Here is a 21862-nt window from a genome sequence, read left to right on the forward strand (position 1 = left end):
CGGGTGTCTACCTCTCCGAGGGGTCGGGTGACGTGGGGGTGTCGGCCCAGAGCCGAGGGGCCGGTCGGTTGGGTGGTGGCGGCGGCGGTGGGGCGGCGGCGACGCTCAACATCGCCGCCAGTGGGGCCGGGTCGACGCGTGCCTCGGCCGTCGGACGGTCGTAGACCACCCGGCCGTACTCCAGCACCGCCACCCGGTCCGCGACGTCGATCGCGTGCTGGAGCTGCTGTTCCACGAGCAGCACGGTCAGGCCGTCGGCGGCGAGACCGTTGACCAGCTCACGCACCCGCGCCGCCAGATCAGGTGAGAGGCCCTCACACGGCTCGTCGAGCAGCAGCACCCGTGGTTGGCCGAGGAGCGCCCGCGCTATCGCCAGCATCTGCTGCTCGCCGCCGGAGAGTTCGCAGCCGCGGTGTCGCAGCCGCGCCGCCAACCTCGGCAGCAGTTCGAGGGTCCGGGCCACCGTCCAGCCCTCGCCACCGGAGACGGGTGCCCGCCACGGCGCGGCCGCCAGGTGCAGGTGCTCGGCCACGGTCAACCGGGAGAAGACCCGCCGGCCCTGCGGGACGAGACCGACGCCGGACTGGGCGATGCGATGCGGTTGCCGACCGGCCACGTGCACACCGCCGATCTCGATGCGACCACTGGAGGCTCGCACCAGCCCGGCGATTGTGTGCACGAGCGTGCTCTTGCCCGCGCCGTTGCGACCCACCACGGCCTGGATGCTGCCCGGGCGGACCCGCAGGCTGACCTCGTGCAGCACGATCCCTCCGGCGTAGCCGGCGCACAGGCGATCCACCGACAGCATCAGGCCACCCCGTCGGCGTAGGCCTGCCGCACCAGCGGCGAGGTGCGGATCTCGTCCGGCGTGCCGGCGGCCAACGTTCGACCGTCGCGCAGGACGGTGACGGTGTCGGAGAGCGCGTACACCAGGTCCAGTCGATGTTCGACAAGCAACACGGCGACCGCCCTGGGCAGCGCCTGGAGCAACTCGACGAGCCGGCCGACCTCGACGGCGGACAGCCCGGCCGCCGGTTCGTCGAGGAGCAGCAGGCGAGGGCGACCGGCAAGGGCCATGGCGATCTCCAACTGGCGTCGTTGGCCGTGTGCGAGGTGCCCGGCCGGCACCGTCGCGACGTCGGCGAGGCCCATCTGATCCAGCAGCGGGCCCGCCCGGTGTTGCGCGATGCGCCGACGTCCACCCGGCCACCACCTGCGGTGGGGTGTGAGCCGGGGCAGCGCGGCGACCACCACGTTCTCCATCGCGGTGAGTGTCGGAAAGACGGCGGGTCGCTGGTGGATGCGGTTGATACCTCGTCGGGCCCGGGCCGCCGGGCCGAGCCGACCGAGGTCGCGTCCATTGAAGATCACCCTGCCGCGCTGGGGTTTCGTGGACCCGCCGATCACGTTGAGCAGTGTCGTCTTGCCGGCTCCGTTGGGGCCGATCAGCGCGTGCCGCTGACCGTCGTGGATGCACAGGTCCACGCCGGCCAGCGCGGCCAGCGAGCCGTACCGCACGCTGACCTCCTCGACGTTCAGCAGACCGATCATCGGTGCAGCTCCGGGACTGTGGCCTGGTCACGGGCGGGTGGCGCGTCCGGCTGAGTCGCCGGCGCGCTCGGCAGACGCCACCGGCCCCGTGCCCGGTGCGTGCCGGTGGGCAGCAGGTAGACCGTCGCGACGAACAGCGCGCCCAGCACCAGCGGCGCGTGGCCGGGCAGCACCCCGAACAACCAGTCCCGTACGGCGATGACCAGCGCCGCTCCCACCAGGGCGCCGCCGACCGAGGCGGTGCCACCGATGACGACACCGAGCAGCAGCAGCGCGGAGGTGTCGAAGCCGAAATCGGCGGGGGAGATGTACTGCTGGGCGACGACCAGGAGCGAGCCGGCCGCGCCGGCTATCGCCCCGGCGGCCATGTGCGCGCCGGACAGGTACAGCGGCACCCGGTGACCGCTGGCCCGCAGCCGTGTCTCGTCGTCCCGGCCGGCCCGCAGCAGCAGCCCCGCCCGGGTACGCAGCAGCAACAGCACCGCGCCGACCAGCACGGTCACGACGACCAGGGCGTACAGGTAACGGGCCTGGTCGTTGGCCAGGACCGGGAGCCCCCAGAACGGGCGGACCGCGGCGATGCCGGCCAACCCGTCAGTGCCACCGGTCACCGACCGCCAGCGGCCGAGGACGGTGACGGCGAGTTCACCGATGGCCAGCGTGATCATCAGGACGATCACCCCTCGGGCGTGGACGACGAGCGGCACGGTGAGCGCGGCCAGCACCGCCCCGGCGGCCGCCGCGACGGCGAGTTGCACGACGCCGACATCGGAGATCCGGCTGCCGACCACCGCGCAGGCGTAGGCGCCCGCCGCGTACGGTGCGGTCTGGCCGAGGGTGGGCATGCCGGCGACGCCGGTGAGCAGGGCGACGCTCACCCCGACCAGGGCCAGCGCCAGCGTCCGGGCGAGGATCGCCGTGGTGTAGTCGTCCACCATCCACGGCGCCATGACCAGGCCGGCCAGGGCGAGGGCCGCCACAGCGCCCCGGGCGCGCCGGATCACCTCGTCCCTCATGCCGCCCTCCACTTGCTGGCCAGGCCACGCGCCCGCACGGCCAGCACCGCCGCCATGGCGGCGAACAGCAGGAACGGTGCGGCGGACGGCAGCAGCGCCACTCCCAGCGTCTGGATCTCGCCGATCGCGAGAGCGGCCAGCAGGGTGCCGCCCATCGACCCGAGCCCGCCGAGGACGACGACCACCAGGGACAGCAGCAGCACCGTGTCGGCGGTGTCCGTGCCGGGGCCGATGATCGGCGCGCCCAGCACGCCGGCCGCACCGGCCAGCGCGCCGGCGGCGGCGAGCACGCCGGCGCGGATCCGCGCGGGACTCACGCCCAGACAGGCGACCATCTCGGGGTCGTCGACGGCCGCCCGGACCAGCATGCCGGCCCTGGTGCGTCGCATGACGAGGTAGAGCGCGGCGGCGATCACCGCGGCGACGACGATGAAGACCAACCGGTACGCCGCGTAGCGGTGACCGGCGACCACCACCGACCCCTCCAGGGCCGCGGGCACCAGGACCTGCGGATCGTCGGGACCGAAGCCGGCGACGAGCAGGCTGCCGCCGGCCAGCGCCACACCGAACGTCAGCAGCGCCTGGCTCAGATGGTTACCGGCGGCGACCGGTGCGAGCAGGCCGGCCAGGAGCACACCCGCCGCGGCGGCGGCCAGCACACCGACCGTCAGCGCCAGTGCCAGGCTCGCCCAGCCGCCGTCGAGCAGTGCCGCGGCGGTGTAGCCGCCGATCGCGTAGAGCATGCCATGCGCCAGGTTGAGGATGTTGGCGACGCCGAAACAGAAGACCAGGCCCGACGCGGCGACGAACACGAGCAGCCCGTAGGCGACCCCGTCCAGCGCCGGTATCAGGTACGGATCGATCCGGTTGGTGCCGGCCGCCACCACCATCATCGGCCGACGGTCGCGAGGTCACCCACGACGGTGTTGGACAGCGCCCGCCCGTCCTGGCGGACCTGCCGCAGATACCACTTCTGCACGGGGGAGTGCGTGGTGGTGGAGAACTGCCAGGTGCCGCGCGGGCTGGCGATCTGGCCGAGCTGGCCGATGGCCGTGTTGATGGCCTCCGGAGTCGGGTCGCTCCCGGCGGCGCCGATCGCCCGGTCCAGCACCGCCGCCGCGTCGTACGAGGCGAGCGCGTAGGTCGTCGGTGAGCCGTCGTGCTTGGCCTTCCACGCCGCCACGAAGGCGCGGTTCTCCGCGTTGTCGAGGTCCGGCGAGTAGTTCAGCACGGAGAAGATGTCCCGGGCTGCCTCGCCCTGCGCGTTGAGCACGCCGCCCTCGGTGAGGAACCCGGCCGCGTACAGCGGGACGTCCTTGATCTCGGACTGCGCGTACTGCTTGACGAAGTCGACAGCGGCGCTGCCGGCGTAGAACGTGTAGACGGCTGCCGCGCCGGAGGCCTTGATCCGGGCGAAGTACGGGGTGAAGTTGGTGGTGGCCGGGAACGGGGTGAAGGTCGTCTTGCCGTCGGAGTTCGCGAGCTTCCCACCGATCTTCCCGAACGCGTCGGTGAACCCCCGCAGCTCGTCCCAGCCGCCCTGGTAGTCCGGGCCGATCGCGTAGACGGAGCCCTTCACGTTGTCGCGGACGTGTTGGGCGATCGCGGCCCCGGGCTCGTCGGAGAGGTACGAGGTGTGCCAGACCCGGGAGACGTCCTTGAGTTCCGGTCGCCCGTTGGAACCGACGAGCGGCACCTTCGTCTCGTCGAGCAGGGGGGTGACTCCGGCGACGGAGCCACCACCGACGATGCCGGTGAGCGCGGACACCCGGTCCTGCTTGAGCAGTTTGGTCGCTGCCGGGACCGCGGTCTGGGCGCCGTTGCCCTCGTCGGCGATGACGAGGTCGACCTGTCGACCGCCGAGTTTGCCGTCGTGGGTGTCCAGGTAGAGCTGGAAGCCGTCGCGGATCTCCGTGCCGACCGCCTGGTACGTCCCGGACAACGAGGCGAGCAGGCCGATCTTTATCGAGCCGCTGGCGCTGGTGCCCGGCGCGTCGTTGCCGCAGGCCGTGCTGGTGGTCAGCACGGCCGCGAGCAGCGCGGCGGTGAGGGCACGGCTGCGCCAAGGCGTGGTGAGAGGCATGTCTGACTCCAGAGGAAGGGAAGGGGTCTCCGGCGTGGGGGCGCCGGGGTGGTCAGCGGCTGCGGGCGAGTGCCGCTCGGGCCGCGGGGGTCAGGGCGTCCCCGATACGGTTGGCCAGCTCGGTCATCTCGTAGGAGACCTTGCCCACGTCACACTCCGGTGCGGCGAGCACCAGCAACGAGGCACCGTCGTTGAAGGCCATCGAGAACATGAAGCCGCCCTCGAGCTGCGTGACGTTGGAGATCACCGCGCCGGCGTCGAAGAAGGCCGCCGCGCCCCGCAGCAGGCTGACGAGCCCGCTACCCGTCGCGGCCAACTGGTCTGCCCGGTCCGGCGGCAGGTCGCGAGTGGCGGCCACCATCAGACCGTCGCTGGAGATGGCGATCGCGTGGCTGACCTCGGTCGCCCGCGCGGCGAAGGTGTCCAGCAGCCAGCCGAGATCCTGTTGGTCGGTCACGTGCTCTCCTGTCGCGTCATTTGTTGCCGAGGTTGATCGGGGTGCGCCGGCGGTTCGCCACACCCCGCGCGTACGCGGCCATCGCCGTCGCCACCTGGGCCGGATCGCGGTACTCGGACCGTTGCTGCTGCTGGGGGACGGTCACGCCGCCGGGGACGAGTTGCCGTTGCGGTTGCCGTTTGGGCAGGCCGGAGTTGGTGGTGGTGGCGACCTCGGGGGTGTGCGCCTGGGCGGCCGTGCGCCAGGCGTCGTCGGCTGGACCGGACCATTCCTGGCCGTCGTGGCCCTCGGCGACGTCGCTCTGGAACCAGTGGTTGACCTGTTCGAAGATGAGGAGCTCCTCGGTGGGCGCGTCACCCCGGTCCGGGGGCGGGGGAGCCGGTCGGAACACCGGCGCAGCCGGGAGGGTCCGCTCGGCCGGGGGTCGCCCGGCGGTGGGCTCGGGCCGCGGCTGGTAGGGCGGCGGGGCACTGGCCGTGCGGGCCGCCCTCCGCGAGAGCCGTCCGGGTGCGAGCAGGTATTCCTCCGGTGGCAGAGACCGGATGATCGTCGCGGGCAGCGTCGCCTCGGCGAGGATGCCGCGTCGGGGGCCGCGTCGCAGTTGGACGGTGGCGCCCAGCCGGGCCGCGAGCTGACCCACGACGACCAACCCCATCGCCCGTACGGCGGCCACGTCGATCGCCGGTGGGCGGGCCAACAGCTCGTTGAGCTGCTGCATCCGTTGCGGGGACAACCCCACACCCTCGTCACTGATCTGGATGATGACGCGGTCACCGAGGCTCCGGCCGCTCACCCAGGTCTCGCTGGCCGGCGGCGAGTACGTCGTCGCGTTGTCCATGAGTTCGGCGATCAGGTGCACGACCTCGTCGACGGTCTTGGCCGCCACGGCGACGTCGCCGTCGATCATGCCGAGCCGGATCCGCGCGTAGTGCTCGATCTGGGACAGCGCCGCCTGGAGCACCTGTTGCAGGGGGACGTCGCGTTGTCGTACGCGACCGACGCCGACGCCGCCGAGCACCAGCAGGCTGGCGTTGATGCGGCCCATCCGTGTCGCCAGGTTGTCCAGCGTGTACAGCTGGTGGAGCCGGTCGGGGTCGGTCTCGTCCCGTTCGACGAGGTCCACCTGGGCCAGGACGGCGTCGACGAGTCGCTGTTCGCGGCGGCTCAGGTGGATGAAGATGTCGGCGGTGTTGGCGCGCATGACGGCCTGCTCGGCGGCGGTCCGCACGGCGGCCTGGTGGACGGCGCTGAACGCCTGGCCCAGCTCGCCGATCTCGTCGCCGGTGGACGGTTCGAGGGCGGCGCTGGACTGCTGGCGGGCCAGTTTGTCCGGGTCGACGGCGGCGCTGCCCGGCTGCTGGAGCTGGGCCACGACGGCGGGGAGCTGTTCGAACGCCACCGCGTTCGCGGCGTCCCGCAGGCGGCGCAGTCGCCGGGTGATCTGCCGGGCGACGGCCCAGGTCACCAGCGCGGTGAGGACGAGTGCCAGGAGGACGCCGACCGCCTCGGCGACGGCCCGGCGGCGCTGGTCGGTGTGCGCGGCCCGGACGTCGTCGCGGACCGCGGCGTCGACCCGCCCTCGCAGCTCGGCCAGACGGGCGGCACGCGTCTGGGTGGTGGACACCCAGCCGCCGGTCTCCAGTTGCAACCGCGACCCCGGTTGGGCCCGGGACACCTCGTCCTGCATCCGTTGCAGGGCGAGCGCCTCCTTGCCGGTGCCGGCCTGCTCCCACCAGAGGCTCCACTCGGCCGGGGCCAGGGCCAGGAACGACAGGCTCGACTCGGTGTAGCTGGTGCGGGCGGCGGTGATGTCCTGTTGCATGGCCGGGGTCAGCTCGCCGCCCGCGACCGCCCGCAGCACGGCGACCTGCTGCTGGCCGATCGCCTCGGCCGTCTTCGACAGGGCCGCCGACGCCCGGATCCCGTCGGCGAGCCGGGCGTCCACCACGCCGTGCGAGACGGTCTCCCGGAAGTTGATCAGGTCGGCGATGGCGATGCGGTAGCTGAAGGTCATCGCCGACACCGAGGCGTGCGTCGCCGTGCGTACCTGGGTGCGCAGCGGGGCGAGGCTGCCCAGGGCCGCGTCGATGCGGCGCAGGAGAGCCCTGTTGGCCTCGGCGTCGGCGGACAGCCGGTCTCGCTGCCTCCGGTAGCGCGTGACAGCGTCGTCGGTGGTGGCCATCTCCGCACCGAAGGCGTCCTGCTGCTCCGGCCCGCCGTAGGTGAGCAGGTCGGCGGCGGCGATGCGTTCGCGTTGCAGGCGGTAGGCGAGGTCACCGGCCTCGGCGCCGACCTGGGCCAGGACCCGCAGGTCGCTGGCCCGGGCTGTCTGGCGTGCGCTCTCGGTCAGCGCGAGACCGGCGAAGCCGATCACGGCGACGAGCGGTGCCGCGACGATGAGGCGCATCCGGCCGGCGATCTTCCAACCGCGTCGCCGGGTCGGGTAGGGTCTGGCCGCGTGGGACCGGGTGCTCGACGCCAAGATTGACTCCCACGACTCGTCGATGACGGTCTATCCGCACGTTGCCGAATGCAAGTCCCATTCGGCCGGAAGCCGCGCTCGTAGGCCAGACCTGGCCGTGGTACAAACTGGCCGTACCAGCATCTGTACCCAACGTCAGCGGCCGGTGACGCCCTGAGGTCGAGCCGGGATCGTGGGGTCAGCGCTGGTCGTCGCGGGGGTCGGCAGGCGGCTGCGGCCGCTGTGCGTCGTCCGGACCGGACGGGCCGTTGAGCACCTGCCCGATCAGCTCACGCAGCTCGTCGATCGCGTCCACCACGGCGCCGGGGTCGCGCGCGTCGCGTCGATCACGCTGACGTGGCGCCGGCCGGCCCGGCCGGACCGGTGGTGAGGCGCGGGGGCCCCGGCGGCCGTCGGCCGCCGCCTGTTCGGCCGCCACCTGCGGCCACAGCGCCGCGAGTCGGCCGTCGGTGCCGAGCACGTCGTCGCAGCGCAGCGCGAACTCGTGACTGCCGAACCGGCGACCGGACTCGACCGCCGCGACCGTCTCCCGGCTGAACCGCACCAGATCCGCCAGCGCCCGCTGGGTCAGACCCCGCCGGACGCGGCAGTTGCGCAGTTCCCGTCGGAACCGTTCGCTGGCCGCAGGGGGAGCAGGGCTCGACGGGGACGTGTGCTCCATGCGCTCACCTTCGTGGCTTCGAGAATCAGCAGCGGAAGCCGGATCGAGATTGGCTGATGAGCTGAACATTCACAGGGGACAATTCTTAACCCAGGACGCGATGGGTGTGAAGACGTTCACCGACCTGGATCGTCGGGCAAAGCAGAAAAGGGTGCGTGTCAGGCCCCTTGCCGGTGCCGGCCAGGGGCGGGCGAGCCACCCTTCCCCGCACTCGTCCGCGCGCGGGCAGGCCCGTTGGCCCTCCGGTACTGTCAGGCGGCGTGCGCTTCGGCGGCCGCCTCACCTCGTGCCGCCGGAACGTCGGCCGGTGCAATGGTATCGATTACGGCGAGCAGCGTGTGGTGGGCGCGAAACGCGACATTGGCCTTGTAAGAGCGCTGTTGCCCAGTCGCCAGGCGGAGGCCGGGAATGGCTTCGGTGAGTCGGGTGATGGCGATTTCGGCTTCCAGCCGCGCCAATCCCGCGCCTATGCAGAAATGCGGGCCGTGGCCGAACGACAGGTGATTGCCCACGTCCGCCCGATGTGGATGAAACTGGTCTGCGTGGGCGAAGACCGCGGGGTCGCGGTTCGCCGCCCCGATCAGCAGCAGGCAGCGTGCCCCGGCGGGGATGGTCACCGTTCCCAGTGTGACGTCCCGGTTGGTCACCCGCAGCCAGCCGTCGATGGCGGGCGCGAAGCGCAGGGTCTCGCCCACGAACGCGGAGACGGCCCCCGGGTCGGCGGCGAGCTCCGACCAGTGCCGCGGACTGGACAGCGCCTGGTCGAGGGCGTGGGCGAGCAACCCGGCGGTGGTCTCGTGGCCGGCGACGAGGAGGTTGAAGGCCAGGCTCGCGACCTCGGGCACGGTCAGCACCGCGTCGTCGTCGTCCCGGTATGCCAGGGCGCGGCTGATGAAGTCGTCGCCCTGGTGTCCACTGTCCACCCGTCGGCGGACAAGCTCCTCGCAGTAGTGCCAGAACTCCAGCAGATCCTGCGCCAGGCGCACCTGCTCCGCAGGCTCCGGTTGCCCCCAGATGAGCGCGATCTGGCCGTCCGCCCAGCTCCGGATCCGCCCGATGTCGCCGTCGGGCACCCCGAGGATGTCCAGGACCACCAGCAGGGGGAGCTCGGTGGCGAAATCCGGGATCAGGTCGACCTGATCGCCCCGGCGGGCGGCGAGCCGGGACACCAACTGGTCGACCCGGCGCCGGATGATCGGGCCGTACTCGACCTCGACCCGCTCGGGGGTGCTGGCGAAGGCCGCCCGTAGGGCCCGACGGGTGCGGGGGTGCACCGGCGGGTCGGCGGCGGCCGTCGTGGGGGGCGCGTCGATCTGCATGATCACGCTCATCGCCTCCGGGCACACCTCGTAGACCGGGGCGAGCGTGAGGGCGTTGCCGAACGTCGCGACGTCGGCGAGTGCGCGCCGGACGTCCGCGTGTCTGCTGATCAACCACAACCCCAGATCCTCGGCGTAGTGCACACCGTCGGGATCGTCGAGAATGCGCCGCCACATGCTTGCCGGGTCGGTGAGATAGACCCCGGCGAACGGATTCAACCGCATGGAAAGCCTCCTGATGCGCGCGGCGCGAAACCGGCAGCGCCTCCATTTTTGAGGATCGGTCAGTCTGGGCCGATAATGGCGCGCATCTGCCTCTGGCTCTTTACGGTGCGCTGAGTAGTCGCACAAGTCAAGATTGGTTACCGTCTATTTATTCCGCGACATAATGCGTGCTGCAACGGACGGTTGAAACCGGCTGGATGCAACTTGCGCCTGGGTCCTTGCCGTCGGTCGACCCCATTTCACGACGAGATGCCCGTTGCGCGCGACAACGAGACCATCAGGAAGGGATCAGGCGGACGACCGCCCATGATGGACGGCGGAATCACGGTGCCGCTCTCCCTCATGACCGGAAAACGATCTCCGGACCGGCAGGTGACGCAGGGCTCGGGCCACCTGCCCGACGGAGGGAGCGGCGACGCCCGCACGCGTCGCGGGGGCTCCGGCCCAGGCCGGAACCCCCGCGATGTTCTGGCGTGACGACCCGCCGGGGCCAGCGGTCAGGGCGCCCAGGGACTGGCGATGTTCCAGGTGCTGTCGGCGGTCCACAACGTCGGCGTGTTGTACGCGTCGCCGCCGGTGCCGTTGCTGAGCCAGACTTCCGAGTTGTAGTGCCGCAGGTACCTGCCCCGGAAGTTGTACGACTCCAGCGACACACCCGAGCCGGTCAGCCCGACCCGTGCGCACCAGGTGGCGTCGGCACGCAGGAGCGTCGAGCCGTCGTCCGGCGAGTTGCGGACCCGGGAGTTCTGGTGGCGCAGGTACTGCCCGGGAAAGTTGACCGACTCGAACGAGTAGCAGCCGGCATCGGCCAGGCCGGCCCTGATGGTGTACGTGGCGTCGGCCTTGAGCAGGCTGGGGCTCGCGGCGGCGACCACCTCGGTGTAGGCCAGGCTGTCCTGGTGGCGCAGGTAGCGGTTGGTGAAGCCGGGCGTCGTCACCTGCAACGACCGCCGGGTGTTGACCGGCAGGGCCACCGGCGCCGAGCTGCCGATGGTCTTCGAGGCGTTGATCAAGGCGGTGTTGGCGGCGCGGACCCGCGCCTGATCCATCTTGATCACCTGCCGGTCATAGGTCAGGAAGCCGTTCAGCTCGCCCTCCAGATCGGTGATCTCGGTGTAGACCGAGGCGCTGAGCCCCTTGCCGACCATCAGGTTCTGGCTGCCCTGCACCAGACCCACGTACCGATCGGTGAGGGCGCTCGAACTGGTCTGCCACTCGTAGGCGAAGAAGCCGCCGCTCGGGCTGTACTCGTGGCCCGGCGTGTGCAGGCCCAGCCCACCGAACTCACCGAGTACGGCGATCCGGCTGCTCGACGGTGCGGGCGAGTCGGGCCCGAGGTAGACGTGCCAGTCGTCGATGTCGCCGTTGCCGGGATTGCCGAGGGACTGGCAGCAGTTGTGGCCGCTGTGCGGGTTGACCAGACGTGTCGGGTCCTGGTTCTTGATGTTCTGCGCGACCCGCCGGGTGTCGGCGAGGGACCGCTCACCCCACCCCTCGTTGTAGGGCGTGTACGCGACCACTGCGGGCGAGCTGCGGTGCTCGTCGACGATCTCGCGTGCCTCGGCCTCGAACTGCGCCTGCTGGGCGTCGGTCGGGTTGATGTCCTGCGCGGTCAGCGACGGGATGTCCTGCCAGACCAGCAGGCCGAGCCGGTCCGCGTGGTAGAACCAGCGCTGTGGCTCGACCTTGATGTGCTTGCGCACCATGTTGAAGCCCAGGTCCTTGTGCTTCTGCAGGTCGAAGGCGAGCGCGGCGTCGGTCGGCGCCGTGTAGAGGCCGTCCGGCCAGAAGCCCTGGTCGAGGGTGCCGACCTGGAACACGAACTGGCCGTTGAGCTTGGGGCGCAGCACCCCGTTCACCAGGCCCGTGGTGATCTCCCGCATGCCGAAGTAGTGCGCTGTCCGGTCCACAGTGGAAGCTGAGCCGTTGCGGAGGGTGACGCGGAGGTTGTAGAGGAACGGGTCGTCGGGCGACCACCGGCGTGCGTTCGGCACCGGCACGCTGAACTCGGTGAAGCCGCCGGTGGCCGAACCGACCACGGTGCTCCCGTTCAGCGCCTCGGCGAGCACGCTGTGGCCGCTCACGTCGCCCCGGGTGAAGACCCGCACCCGCAACGTGTTGGTGCTCAGGTTCGGGTAGACGTCCACGCTGCTGATGGAGGCGGTGGGCACCGGCTCCATCCACACCGTCTGCCAGATGCCGGAGCTGGGGGTGTAGAAGATCCCGCCGGGTGTCTTGGTCTGCTTGCCGATGGCGGGCAGGCTGCCGTTCTGTCGGGTGTCGGTGGGGTCCCAGACCTTGACGACGATCTCGTTCGCCCCGGTGGTGAGCTGGGGGGTCACGTCGAAGGTGAAGGCGTCGTAGCCGCCGGTGTGCGCGCCGACCCGTACGCCGTTGACCCAGACGGTGCTCTGCCAGTCGACGGCGCCGAAGTGCAGCAGGGTCCGCCGTCCCGACCAGTTGGCCGGGACGGTGACGGTGCGTCGGTAGAACAGGTAGTTGCGGTTGTCGTTGGCGGCCCGCTGAATGCCGGAGAGCGCACTTTCCACCGGGAACGGCACGTTGACCCGCTCGGGCAGCGCGGTGCCGAACTGCGGGGCGTCGTCGGTGGCCGACTGGCGTAGCTGCCACTCGCCGTTGAGGTTGAGCCAGTCCGGTCGCGTCATCTGGGGGCGCGGGTACTCGGGCAGGGGTGTGCCGGCCAGCGCCTGGCTGGTCCAGGGGGTGGTCAGTGGCGGCGTCTTGGCCGGTGCGGCGTACGCCGGTGGGGTTGGCGCGGCGAGAACGCCGGCGATCAGGGCGAGGATGAGCAGCAGCGGCAGGGCGGGGCGGATGGGGACCTGACGTGTCATGCCGTCTCCGAGGGGCGAGTCGCCGCGGGCGGTGCAGCCAGGCCCGAAGCGCGTGGGTGGTGGGCATCGGGTGGTCACTGACGGGGGACGGGCGTCGTCGACGGATGCCGGTGGGATCTCCACGCGTCGGCGGGACTGGGATATTGACATCCATCATCGCCTGTATAACGTTATAGAGCCGCGCCGGGCCTCCCGTCAATCCTTGTCCGTCGATGCGTGCCCGGCTCGGCGGTCCCCTTGGCGAAGGGTCGGTGGATGGGCGTCAACCTCAAGGACATCGCCCAACGCGCGGGCGTGTCGCTGGCCACGGTCTCGAACGTGGTCAACGGATACCGGCCGGTGGGGGAGCGGACCCGGCTGCGTGTGCAGCAGGCGATCGACGAACTCGGCTACAGCCCCAACCTGGGCGCGCGACATCTGCGTCGGGGGCGCACCGGGCTGATCGCCCTGGCCATCCCGGAACTGAACAACCCCTACTTCGCCGAGCTCGCCGAGATCGCCATCGCCGAGGCCGCCGGGCTCGGCTACACCCTGGTCATGGAGAACACCGCCGCGGACCGGGGAGCGGAACTCGCGCTCCTCGACGGGTCCCGGCGGCACATCATCGACGGCCTGATCCTCAGTCCGGTGCGGATCGGCCGGGAGGAGGTGCTGGCCCGGACCGCGGGCACTCCGCTCGTGCTGATCGGTGAGGGCGTCTACGACGTGCCGCACGATCACATCGCCATCGACAACGTCGCCGCCGGCCACGCCGCGATCCAGCACCTCGTGGCGATCGGCCGCCGCCGGATAGCGTTCATCGGCGCCACGCACGGTGGCGACCGGCAGTCCGCCCACCTGCGCGTACGCGGCTATCGGGAGGCCCTGGCCGCCGCCGGCCTGCCGTACCGCTCGCGGCTGGTCGCCCGCACCGACGCGTTCGGCCGGCTCGACGGCAAGCGGGCGATGCGTGACCTGCTCGCGCTCGGTGACCCACCGGACGCGGTGTTCGGCTACAACGACCTGGTCGCCGCGGGCGCGCTGCGGGCGCTGGCCGAGGCCGGTCTCCGGGTGCCGGAGGACGTCGCGGTGATCGGGATCGACGATATCGAGGAAGGTCGGTTCAGCACCCCGACCCTCACCACGATCGCGCCGGACAAGCGGGAGATCGGCCGTCTCGCGGTGCGCCGCCTCGTCGCCCGGATCGAGGGAGCGCAGGTCGCGGCACCGCTGACCGTGCAGACGCCGTTTCGGCTCATCCGCCGGGAGAGCACGGGTACGCCCGGCGGCTGACGGCCGTTGCTGCCGAGGCGAGACCCATAGCCCCGGTGGTACGACCCAGAGAGGATGGCGCAAGAAATCAATGCAGCTCAATATGATGACCGCTATCTCGAACGGGGTGCGCTCACGAGGCGTGCCATCCTGATGCGGAGGAATGCATGGTTCGCTGGCGTACCCTCACTGGCCTGCTGGCCACCACGTTGGCCGCGGTGACCGCGGCCAGCCTCACTCTCACCGCGCCGGCCGCAGCGGCCGACAACCCCATGACGCCGAACGTCGTCGGCGGCACCCGCGCCGCTCAGGGCGAGTTCCCGTTCATGGTGCGACTCTCGATGGGGTGCGGCGGGGCGTTGTACAGCGCCCGACTGGTGCTCACCGCTGCACACTGCGTGGGCTCGACCGGCACCAACACCAGCATCACCGCGACGCTCGGGACGGTCGACCTCCAGTCGTCCAGCCGCATCACCGTCCGGTCGAACTACGTCTACCGGGCTCCCGGCTACAACGGCTCCGGCCGGGACTGGGCGCTGATCCGGTTGGCCAGCCCTGTCACCGGGCTGAGCACCCTGAAGGTCGCCAACACGACCGCCTACGACAGCGGCACCTTCACCGTGGCCGGTTGGGGCGCCGCGCGCGAGGGCGGCGGCCAGCAGCGGTACCTGCTCAAGGCGAACGTGCCGTTCGTGAGCGACTCCACCTGCAACGCCAACTACGGTGGCGATCTCATCCCCGCACAGGAGATCTGCGCCGGCTACGCCAGCGGCGGCACGGACACCTGCCAGGGTGACTCGGGTGGCCCGATGTTCCGCCGCGACGCCTCGAACGCCTGGATCCAGGTCGGCATCGTGAGCTGGGGCAACGGCTGCGCTCGGCCCAACTACCCGGGTGTCTACACCCAGGTGAGCTACTTCGCCTCGTCGATCGCCTCGGCTGCGGCGAGCCTCGGCGGCTGACCGGGAGAACCATCGGGCGGCCCGGACGACGATGTCCGGGCCGCCCGCTCGTCACCGAGGGGTACGCGACGAGTGGGCCACCCAACAGATTCGGCGGGCCGCGCGTGCGGCGCCCGCCCGGGCGGCCATGATGAGCCGGTGAAGATCCTGTCCATCCAGTCGTCGGTCGCCTACGGTCACGTCGGCAACTCGGCAGCGGTGTTTCCCCTGCAGCGGCTCGGCCACGAGGTCTGGCCGGTTCTGACGGTGCACTTCTCCAACCACACCGGGTACGGCGCGTGGCGGGGGCCGATGCTGGCGGCCGCCGACGTGGCCGAGGTGATCGAGGGCATCGCGGACCGTGGAGCCCTGGGCGGCGCCGACGCGGTGCTGTCCGGCTACCAGGGCGACCCGGCCATGGGCGCGGTGATCCTGGACGCGGTGGGGCAGGTCAAGGCGGCCAACCCGGCCGCGTTGTACTGCTGTGACCCGGTGATGGGCGACGCCGGTCGCGGCATGTTCGTCCGCCCTGGCATTCCCGAGTACCTGCGGGACACGGTCGTGCCGCGTGCGGACATCATCACGCCCAACCACTTCGAGCTCGACTTCCTCGCCGGCCGTACGACGACTTCGCTCGCGGAGGTGCTCGACGCGGTCGACGTCGTACGCGCGACCGGGCCTCGGCACGTCCTGGTGACCAGCGTGCTCCACGGCGACCTGCCCCCGGACTCGCTGGAGGTGGTGGCCGTCTCGGACGAGGGCGCCTGGGCGGTGACCACGCCGCTGCTGCCGATCAACCCGAACGGCGGGGGCGACGTCACTGCGGCGCTGTATCTCGCGCACCTGTGGACCACCGGCTCACCCGCGATCGCGCTGGAGCGCACCATCGCCTCCGTCTACGCCGTGCTCGAAGCGACACTCGCGGCGGGCACCCGGGAGATCCAGCTGATCGCCGCACAGGATGTGATCGCCGACCCGCCGGCCCGGTTCACCGCCCGCCGGCTGCGCTGACGACGGGTCGACACCGACCGCCGACGCGTCGAGGAACGCCTCGATGCGGTCGGCGCGGGCGGTGCCGCGTGCCTGCGGCGGTCAGCGGCTCTCGGGGACGGCCATCTCGCCGAGCAGCGACCAGGTCTCCTGCGGCACTGTGGCGTTCACGATGCGCGGCGTCTCGGCCAGGTGCGGAGGCAGGGTCTCCTGCGCCGCGCGGAAGTGGGCGGACTGCACGTGGGCCGCGCCGGCCTGGTCGTCGCGGAACGCCTCGACCAGCACGTACTCGGTCGGGTCGTCCACGCTGCGGGACCAGTCGAACCACAGACAGCCCGGCTCGGCCCGGGTCGCCTCGGTGAAGTCGGCGGCGATCTGCGGCCACCGGTCGGCGTGCTCGGCCAGGACCCGGAACTTGGCGGTAATGAAGATCATGGCGTCAGGTTACCCAGCCGGACGGGTCACCCGTCGAAGTCAGCCGGACAGCCGGCCGGACCCGCGCACCTCTGCCCGAGCCACAGTCATCATCAGCTTTAGGGGCGCTCGAAATCCCGACGGAAATGTCAGTCGAGCGCAAGACGTTCACCGGAGAGATCGACGGCCGATCCGAAACACTCTTCACGGCCGCCTTCGATCCCACGACCGGCACCGGCACGTACGTCGCCATGGAGTCGTTCGAGGGCAGTGTCGCCGGCAACGCGGGCACCTTCAACTTCGTGCACTCCGCCACCACCACGGGCCAGGACCGGCAGGCCGAGTTCCTGACGATCGTCCCCACGAGCGGCACCGGCGGCCTGACCGGCATCCGTGGAGCGGGCGGCCTGACAGTCGACGAAGACGGCACCCACAGCATCTGGTTCGACTACGACCTGTCCTGACGCCCGCCTTGCGGACGGTCGGTGGGTCAACCGTCGACGCCGGCCGGGCGGGCACGGGCGATGACCTCCTCGGGGCTCAACGGCGCCTTCGGATGGTGCGTCAGGCACAGCGGGGTACGGACCTTGACGAACGAGAACCCCTCCCCGGCGGCGTAGAACTCACCGCTGTTGAGCAGGCCGATGTCCGGAAGTCGCCCGCCCTTGGCCTCGGCGAGCTGCCGGGCCGCGTCGATCTGCGCGGGTGCGTTGAGCAGCCCGAAGAACTGCGTCGTCGCGTTGCCGGAGATCTGGTTGTGAAGACCCTTGGGCGCCTGGGTGGCGAAGACCAGCCCGAGCCCGTATTTGCGCGCCTGCGAGGCGAGCGCGATTGAGCTGGCGGTGCAGGACGTGGTGCCGGTCGAGGGCGCTAGCGTCTGCGCCTCATCCATCACGAACAGCCCGCCCAGGGGTCGGTCACCGGCCGGGTGCCGCTTGATCCAGGCGAAGAGCGCCATCTGCAACTGGTTGACGAAGCTCTGCCGCTCCTGGTCGGAGGTGAGTCCGACAAAGCTGATCACCGACACCCGGGCCCGCCGCCCCGGCGACGGCGTCAGCAGCAGCCCCGGGTCGGCCGGTGCACCGACCCCACCGAAGAGCGGATCGGTGACCATAGCCGCCTTGAGGGCCTCGGCCAGTTCCTCGGCGAGCTTCCCGGCACGGGCCAGTCGACTGACCCCCTCGGGCAGGTCGGTGAGGAACTCGGTGAAGCCGGGCAGGCCCACCATCCCGCTTCGCGCGTACGCCTGGAGGGCCTCGGTGAGGACGGCCTTGCCCTGCTGGGCGAGTCTGCTCGACCGGTCGACGCCGGCGCGCGGCGCGAGCGCCTCCACGGCCGAGCGGACGGCTTGATCGAACTCGTCGGGCCAGTCGCGCAGTGAGGTGAAGTCGGGCAGCGGCTGGAAGCTCAGCGGCCGGCCGGCGGTGACCCGGGGCGTCCATACCACCACCTCGGTGTGTGCGAGGTAGTCGGTGGCTCGTTCGGCGTCGCCGGGTGCCCAGCCGCTCGGCGGTTCCGGCCACGCGTCGCCCAGCCGGGCGAGATCGTTGTTGGGGTCGAGCACGATCGCGGAGACACCCTCCCGGGCGCACTCCTCGACCAGTCGGCGGATGAGCACCGTCTTGCCCGAACCGGACCCGGCGAACACGACGGCGTGCCGGCGCAACGATTCCAGGGCCACCGTGAACGGGTGGCCGCCGTCGACGGTTCGCCCCAGCAGGATGGCCCGATCGCCCGCGCCGACCACAGTGTCGACCGCGTCCGCGGGTACGGGCACGCCGGCCGCATTGGTCGACGGACCACCGGTCACGTCTGCGACCGGCACGCTCGTGGCGATGGGATCGGGGCTGCCAGGCGCGCTCGTCGCACCGGGATCGGCGCTGCCCGTCGCCTGGTCCGTGGGGTCGGTCGGTGCGGACGGGGTGCCGTCGCGCTTCCGGTCGGGCCCGGGCAGGACCGCCCGGAACAGCTCAGTGCCGCTGGCCGGACGACGGGCCACCAGCCATTCCTGCAAGGCCGTTGACGGCTCGGTCGCCATTACCCGGAGCGCCGCGAAGACCCGCAGGTCCGCCTCGGACACTCCACGCCGGAGGCCGCCGGCCGCGTCGAAGCCTGTCAAAACCTCGGTCGTACGCTTCCCAGTCGGCCACGGACCGTTGCGCAGCAGGATCAGCCGCCGCTGTGGGAGGTCCCGGTCCAGTCCGGCCAGTGTGCACGCGGCCTTGACGCGGGCGGTGACGGCGATGGCGTTGAGATGCGTGATGGCCCGGAAGCACCAGTGGGCCTCGTTCTCGGTGGCCTCGTCGAGCACCTCGATCAGCCGTCCGTGCAGCGCCGGCTTGCGACCGGGCGGCGGATCGTACTTGTAGGTGGCGCCGGTGGGCGCCTGCTCGGCGATCCAGGCGGCCAGGCCGGCGGCGAGCAACGATGGCATGTGCTCGTCTTCGCCTGCCGGATCGACGGCGGCTGACACGTCCGCGGCCTGGAGCAGCTCGGTGAACCGTGCGTCCAAGTCGCGCAGGCGGCGGTCGTCCGTCGGGTCGCCAGACCCGCCGCGGACGGTGGTGCCCTCCGTCGGCATCGAGTCCGCGCCGTCGATGAGCCGGTCGAGCTCGACCACCTCGTCGCGGTCGCGGCACCAGGCGACATGGCGGTCCACCCTGCGCAGCAGGGCGCGTGGCGTCAGGGTGGGTGCGTCGGCGAAGGCGGCAGGGGCAATCGGCCAGGTGGGGTGCGGCGCCACGAAGTGCGGACCCGCGAACGCGGCGGTGAGGCGCTTTGCCACGATCGCCTGTCCGATCTCCGGGGTGGGGATCCGGTCCGGCAGGGTCGCCACCCGGAACCGGTCGCCGACCGGGGTGGGCGCGGTGCGTGTCATGAGCACCCAGGTGTCCGGCAGACACGAGACGACGACCAGCGTGCGGCGGGTGATGTCGCGGAGCTTGAGCAGGCCGTCGGCGATCGGGCCGAGCACCCTGGCCTGGCCGTCCTCCAACCCGTTGTGGTGGTTCAGCAGCGAGGTGCTGGTCTGGGCGAACAGCGTGTCGAGCTGATCCACGGCGATGACCGTGGGGTCCAGGGTCAGGGCCATCAGTCGGGAGATGTCCTGCACGATCTGCTGCGGCGTGCGGACCGCGGTGCTCAACCCCCATGCCGCCCGCGCGTCCGGGTCGCCTGGTTCGGAGATCAGGTGGGCATAACCCACGTCCTGTGCCTCGAAGTCGATGGCACCGTGCAGGACGAGGGCCCGAGCGGTGTCCTGGGTGTCCCGCCCGACCTCCCGATCGCGGGCGCGCAGTGCCCGGATGAAGGCGTCGAGCTGCGCACGGGTCACCGGTCGGGCACCGGCGACCGCATCGCGGATCTCCACCGGCAGGCCGAGCTGCGGGGTGAGTCGACGCAGAAAGGTCTTCAGCTGGGTGCCCCAGCCGACGTGGGTGCGGCCCATGCCCTCCACCAGGGCCAGGGCCACGCTCTCCCAGAACGTCTTGCCACTCACCATGTCGACCAGGAAGAAGTAGCCCCCGTCGCGCTGGATCTGTCCGCGGACCGCCCCCAGCAGGTGCGTCTTTCCGGCGCCAGCGCGACCCTGCATGGCGACACCGAGGGGCATGCTCGTGTCGTCGGTGCGGGCCCGCGCCACCCCGCGCAGGATCTCCGCGACCACCGTCTCGTGCAGCTCCGGCACGTTGTGCGGGCTGGGTCGCCAGACGTCATCGGGGGTGACCGCGGGGTTGAGACTCACTGCTTCCAGCGCGACCCGCTGGTCGTCGGAGATCACGCCGGGCCGATCGCCAGGGCGTGGTTGTCCTCGTTCCCGATGCGAACGGCTGCAGCACGATCCCGTGGGGTCAGTGACTTGGTGTTCGCCACCGGGATGATACGGACATCCTCCCGACCGACCATCGCCCGCAACGCCGCGTCCAGGGTGGGCCGGTCGGTGTGGGCAAGCTGGTCCCGGACGTCGGCGAGACCGACCCAGGCGCCCGGCGCGGGGGCAAGCTCCCGGTACGCCGTACGAACCATCGCCTCCACGTCCGCCGCGGCTGCGGGTGCCGGCGCCGGTGTTTCGTGCCGAGGCTCGCTGGCCGGCGAGGCCGTGGCGTCGGTCTGCTTGAAGAAGTCGCCGTGGCTGACCCGGAGCCGGTCCAGCGAACGGTGCAGGTTGGACAGGACGACGAACAGTGACCGGGTGGTCGAGCCGCCCTGCTTCGGCGGGGCAGCGGTGTGTAGCTGACGTGCCACACGCCAGCCCTCGTCGGTCAGCTCGTGGGCGAAGGTCCGGCGAGACTTGTCGGTGTCGACCAGGCCCAGATCGACGAGCTTCTTGTTGTCCTTGCCGGTCAGCGTGAAACCGGCCAACTCGCGCAGCTCGACGTTGGTGAGTTGGCGCGCCTCGGCCATCAGCACCACGAGGGCGTTGATCTGGTTCGGCGTCAGGTGCGGGACGTCCGCCGGGCTCGTCATGTCTTCTCATCTCCGTGGGAGTGCGTGCCGCCCGCGCGTCGCCGGGCCAGCAGCCGACGGATCCCGTCGACTACCGCCGGCGCGTCGGAGAGCACCTGCTCGTTGGTGAAGCGGAGAACATCCAGCCCGAGTAGTTGAAGCTGCACGTCTCTCCGCCGATCGTTGGCGAAAGCGATTCGCCCACGATGCTCCGGGCCGTCCACCTCGACCGCAAGACCCTCCACGGGCCAAAAAAGATCCAGTCGGTACGCCACACCCAGTACGTGCCACTCGTATGTCTGGTTCCAACGCCGGCCCCGTGCCCAGTCGTGCGGTGCCAGCGCGCGTTCCAACGCCTGCTCGGCCGCGCTGTCACCACGTGGCACGCCAGCGATCGGCGGCCAGACCAACACCGTCGACTCCGGCTCGGCGGCCGTGGCCGGCATCCGGTTGATTGTGCTGGTCAGCCCGGCGAATCGCGCCGGCACCATCAGCGGCACCGACTGGACGCGGTCGACGTGGCGCAGCGGCCCGCCGGCCAGCCACACCGTGAAGTCAGCATGCCGCACGAGCCACTCGGCGGCGGCCACGAGTGTCCGCTCCGCACCCACGCCCAGGTCGGGCAGAGCGATGACGAGAACGCAGCCCTCCCGGTCGTACGCCTCGGCAATCACCCGGGCGAGCCCGGCGGCGCGTACGCCCGGGGCGAAGCGGGACCGGCCGACGGGCCGGCGCGGACCGCGCAGCCCACGCTCGGCGAGGTCCGCGAGGAACGGGCCGAAGTGCCGGGAACGGGCAGCGGTCCGGGCCGCGAGGGCGCGCACCGCCGCCACGCCGAGCGTGCCCTCGGTCTCGAAGTGGTCGGCGCCCGCCAACCAGCTGGGGAACATCGCGAGCGCCGCGGTGTCCAGTTGGTCGAGGAGAGCGTCCACGAGGTCGCCGAGGGGACCCACGACCGTGGGCCGGTAGTGCACCACCGCGGGCGCCGCTGGTGGCAACGGGTCGAGTGCCACCCGCAGCAGCTCCGGGTCGACGGCCGGCAGGTGACTCACCCGCCGCGTCGGCGGGGCGGCCCACCACGCCGTGCCGGCATCGTCGTCAGCCCGGACGGGGTGCGCCATGTCGGCACCCTACGACAGGGGGATACGCGGTCGGTGGCCCGTCAGCGCCTGCC

18 protein-coding genes are annotated in these 21862 nt (G+C 71.3%); 4 read left to right on the forward strand and 14 right to left on the reverse strand.

Annotated features, from left to right (window positions below; genetic code table 11):
* Nucleotides 1-7: 7 nt before the first annotated feature.
* From CLT68_RS19335 to CLT68_RS19380, 10 genes are all read right to left on the reverse strand, one after another.
* Nucleotides 8-808 (reverse strand): ABC transporter ATP-binding protein, encoded by an 801-nt coding sequence (locus CLT68_RS19335; protein WP_099852600.1) that lies wholly within the window; start codon nucleotides 806-808, stop codon nucleotides 8-10.
* Nucleotides 808-1551, reverse strand: coding sequence for an ABC transporter ATP-binding protein (locus tag CLT68_RS19340; protein ID WP_099857352.1), 744 nt, complete (start codon nucleotides 1549-1551; stop codon nucleotides 808-810). Before CLT68_RS19340 ends, CLT68_RS19335 begins: the two co-directional genes overlap by 1 nt.
* A complete protein-coding gene (locus CLT68_RS19345) occupies nucleotides 1548-2567 on the reverse strand; it encodes a branched-chain amino acid ABC transporter permease (RefSeq protein ID WP_099852603.1) in 1020 nt (339 codons plus the stop codon). Before CLT68_RS19345 ends, CLT68_RS19340 begins: the two co-directional genes overlap by 4 nt.
* Nucleotides 2564-3460 carry a branched-chain amino acid ABC transporter permease gene (locus tag CLT68_RS19350; protein WP_099852605.1) on the reverse strand — a complete coding sequence of 299 codons (897 nt, stop codon included), beginning with the start codon at nucleotides 3458-3460 and terminating at the stop codon, nucleotides 2564-2566. Before CLT68_RS19350 ends, CLT68_RS19345 begins: the two co-directional genes overlap by 4 nt.
* Entirely contained in the window at nucleotides 3457-4650 is a 1194-nt protein-coding gene (locus CLT68_RS19355) for an ABC transporter substrate-binding protein (protein ID WP_088947794.1), read from the reverse strand. The genes CLT68_RS19350 and CLT68_RS19355 overlap by 4 nt, the downstream gene beginning before the upstream one ends.
* Nucleotides 4651-4702: 52 nt before the next feature.
* Entirely contained in the window at nucleotides 4703-5107 is a 405-nt protein-coding gene (locus CLT68_RS19360; protein WP_088947795.1) for a roadblock/LC7 domain-containing protein, read from the reverse strand.
* 16 nt (nucleotides 5108-5123) lie between these two features.
* Nucleotides 5124-7514 carry a nitrate- and nitrite sensing domain-containing protein gene (locus CLT68_RS19365; RefSeq protein WP_143743207.1) on the reverse strand — a complete coding sequence of 797 codons (2391 nt, stop codon included), beginning with the start codon at nucleotides 7512-7514 and terminating at the stop codon, nucleotides 5124-5126.
* A gap of 253 nt (nucleotides 7515-7767) precedes the next feature.
* Complete coding sequence (locus tag CLT68_RS19370; RefSeq protein WP_158240900.1) at nucleotides 7768-8250, reverse strand: helix-turn-helix domain-containing protein; 483 nt, start codon at nucleotides 8248-8250, stop codon at nucleotides 7768-7770.
* A 251-nt stretch (nucleotides 8251-8501) separates the two neighbouring features.
* Nucleotides 8502-9920 (reverse strand): cytochrome P450, encoded by a 1419-nt coding sequence (locus CLT68_RS19375; RefSeq protein WP_143743208.1) that lies wholly within the window; start codon nucleotides 9918-9920, stop codon nucleotides 8502-8504.
* A 371-nt stretch (nucleotides 9921-10291) separates the two neighbouring features.
* Nucleotides 10292-12646 (reverse strand): AbfB domain-containing protein, encoded by a 2355-nt coding sequence (locus tag CLT68_RS19380; protein WP_199177088.1) that lies wholly within the window; start codon nucleotides 12644-12646, stop codon nucleotides 10292-10294.
* Nucleotides 12647-12901: 255 nt separating this feature from the next.
* Between CLT68_RS19380 and CLT68_RS19385 the strand changes: the two genes are divergently transcribed.
* The 3 genes from CLT68_RS19385 (at nucleotide 12902) to pdxY (ending at nucleotide 15849) form a co-directional block, all read left to right on the forward strand.
* Nucleotides 12902-13918, forward strand: coding sequence for a LacI family DNA-binding transcriptional regulator (locus tag CLT68_RS19385; RefSeq protein WP_099852615.1), 1017 nt, complete (start codon nucleotides 12902-12904; stop codon nucleotides 13916-13918).
* Between the two features lie 146 nt (nucleotides 13919-14064).
* Nucleotides 14065-14859 carry a serine protease gene (locus tag CLT68_RS19390; protein ID WP_099852617.1) on the forward strand — a complete coding sequence of 265 codons (795 nt, stop codon included), beginning with the start codon at nucleotides 14065-14067 and terminating at the stop codon, nucleotides 14857-14859.
* Nucleotides 14860-14997: 138 nt separating this feature from the next.
* Complete coding sequence (gene pdxY, locus CLT68_RS19395; protein ID WP_099852620.1) at nucleotides 14998-15849, forward strand: pyridoxal kinase PdxY; 852 nt, start codon at nucleotides 14998-15000, stop codon at nucleotides 15847-15849.
* 81 nt (nucleotides 15850-15930) lie between these two features.
* Here pdxY and CLT68_RS19400 read toward each other — a convergent pair whose 3' ends face one another.
* Complete coding sequence (locus tag CLT68_RS19400; protein WP_088947801.1) at nucleotides 15931-16263, reverse strand: putative quinol monooxygenase; 333 nt, start codon at nucleotides 16261-16263, stop codon at nucleotides 15931-15933.
* 125 nt (nucleotides 16264-16388) lie between these two features.
* Between CLT68_RS19400 and CLT68_RS19405 the strand changes: the two genes are divergently transcribed.
* On the forward strand, nucleotides 16389-16706 hold the full coding sequence (locus tag CLT68_RS19405) for a DUF3224 domain-containing protein (RefSeq protein ID WP_099852622.1): 318 nt from the start codon (nucleotides 16389-16391) through the stop codon (nucleotides 16704-16706).
* A gap of 26 nt (nucleotides 16707-16732) precedes the next feature.
* Here the strand turns inward: CLT68_RS19405 and CLT68_RS19410 are convergent, their stop codons facing one another.
* The 3 genes from CLT68_RS19410 to CLT68_RS19415 are packed head-to-tail and all read right to left on the reverse strand — an operon-like array spanning nucleotide 16733 to nucleotide 21809.
* On the reverse strand, nucleotides 16733-20023 hold the full coding sequence (locus CLT68_RS19410; protein WP_486482240.1) for an ATP-binding protein: 3291 nt from the start codon (nucleotides 20021-20023) through the stop codon (nucleotides 16733-16735).
* Nucleotides 20020-20709, reverse strand: coding sequence for a hypothetical protein (locus tag CLT68_RS33865; RefSeq protein WP_486482241.1), 690 nt, complete (start codon nucleotides 20707-20709; stop codon nucleotides 20020-20022). The genes CLT68_RS19410 and CLT68_RS33865 overlap by 4 nt, the downstream gene beginning before the upstream one ends.
* Nucleotides 20706-21809, reverse strand: a complete 1104-nt coding sequence (locus tag CLT68_RS19415) for a DUF559 domain-containing protein (RefSeq protein ID WP_099852628.1) — start codon at nucleotides 21807-21809, stop codon at nucleotides 20706-20708. Before CLT68_RS19415 ends, CLT68_RS33865 begins: the two co-directional genes overlap by 4 nt.
* Nucleotides 21810-21862: the final 53 nt, after the last annotated feature.

It is taken from the genome of Micromonospora sp. CNZ299 (genome assembly GCF_002754415.1).

Bases quoted from the DNA above. Each gene is read 5' to 3' on its own strand.
- CLT68_RS19345 (WP_099852603.1), bottom strand. From the start codon at position 2,567: ATGAGGGACGAGGTGATCCGGCGCGCCCGGGGCGCTGTGGCGGCCCTC.
- CLT68_RS19390 (WP_099852617.1), top strand. From the start codon at position 14,065: ATGGTTCGCTGGCGTACCCTCACTGGCCTGCTGGCCACCACGTTGGCC.
- CLT68_RS19350 (WP_099852605.1), bottom strand. From the start codon at position 3,460: ATGATGGTGGTGGCGGCCGGCACCAACCGGATCGATCCGTACCTGATA.
- CLT68_RS19365 (WP_143743207.1), bottom strand. From the start codon at position 7,514: ATGCGCCTCATCGTCGCGGCACCGCTCGTCGCCGTGATCGGCTTCGCC.
- CLT68_RS19340 (WP_099857352.1), bottom strand. From the start codon at position 1,551: ATGATCGGTCTGCTGAACGTCGAGGAGGTCAGCGTGCGGTACGGCTCG.
- CLT68_RS19335 (WP_099852600.1), bottom strand. From the start codon at position 808: ATGCTGTCGGTGGATCGCCTGTGCGCCGGCTACGCCGGAGGGATCGTG.
- CLT68_RS19385 (WP_099852615.1), top strand. From the start codon at position 12,902: ATGGGCGTCAACCTCAAGGACATCGCCCAACGCGCGGGCGTGTCGCTG.
- CLT68_RS19405 (WP_099852622.1), top strand. From the start codon at position 16,389: ATGTCAGTCGAGCGCAAGACGTTCACCGGAGAGATCGACGGCCGATCC.
- CLT68_RS33865 (WP_486482241.1), bottom strand. From the start codon at position 20,709: ATGACGAGCCCGGCGGACGTCCCGCACCTGACGCCGAACCAGATCAAC.
- CLT68_RS19370 (WP_158240900.1), bottom strand. From the start codon at position 8,250: ATGGAGCACACGTCCCCGTCGAGCCCTGCTCCCCCTGCGGCCAGCGAA.
- CLT68_RS19355 (WP_088947794.1), bottom strand. From the start codon at position 4,650: ATGCCTCTCACCACGCCTTGGCGCAGCCGTGCCCTCACCGCCGCGCTG.
- CLT68_RS19415 (WP_099852628.1), bottom strand. From the start codon at position 21,809: ATGGCGCACCCCGTCCGGGCTGACGACGATGCCGGCACGGCGTGGTGG.
- CLT68_RS19400 (WP_088947801.1), bottom strand. From the start codon at position 16,263: ATGATCTTCATTACCGCCAAGTTCCGGGTCCTGGCCGAGCACGCCGAC.
- CLT68_RS19380 (WP_199177088.1), bottom strand. From the start codon at position 12,646: ATGACACGTCAGGTCCCCATCCGCCCCGCCCTGCCGCTGCTGCTCATC.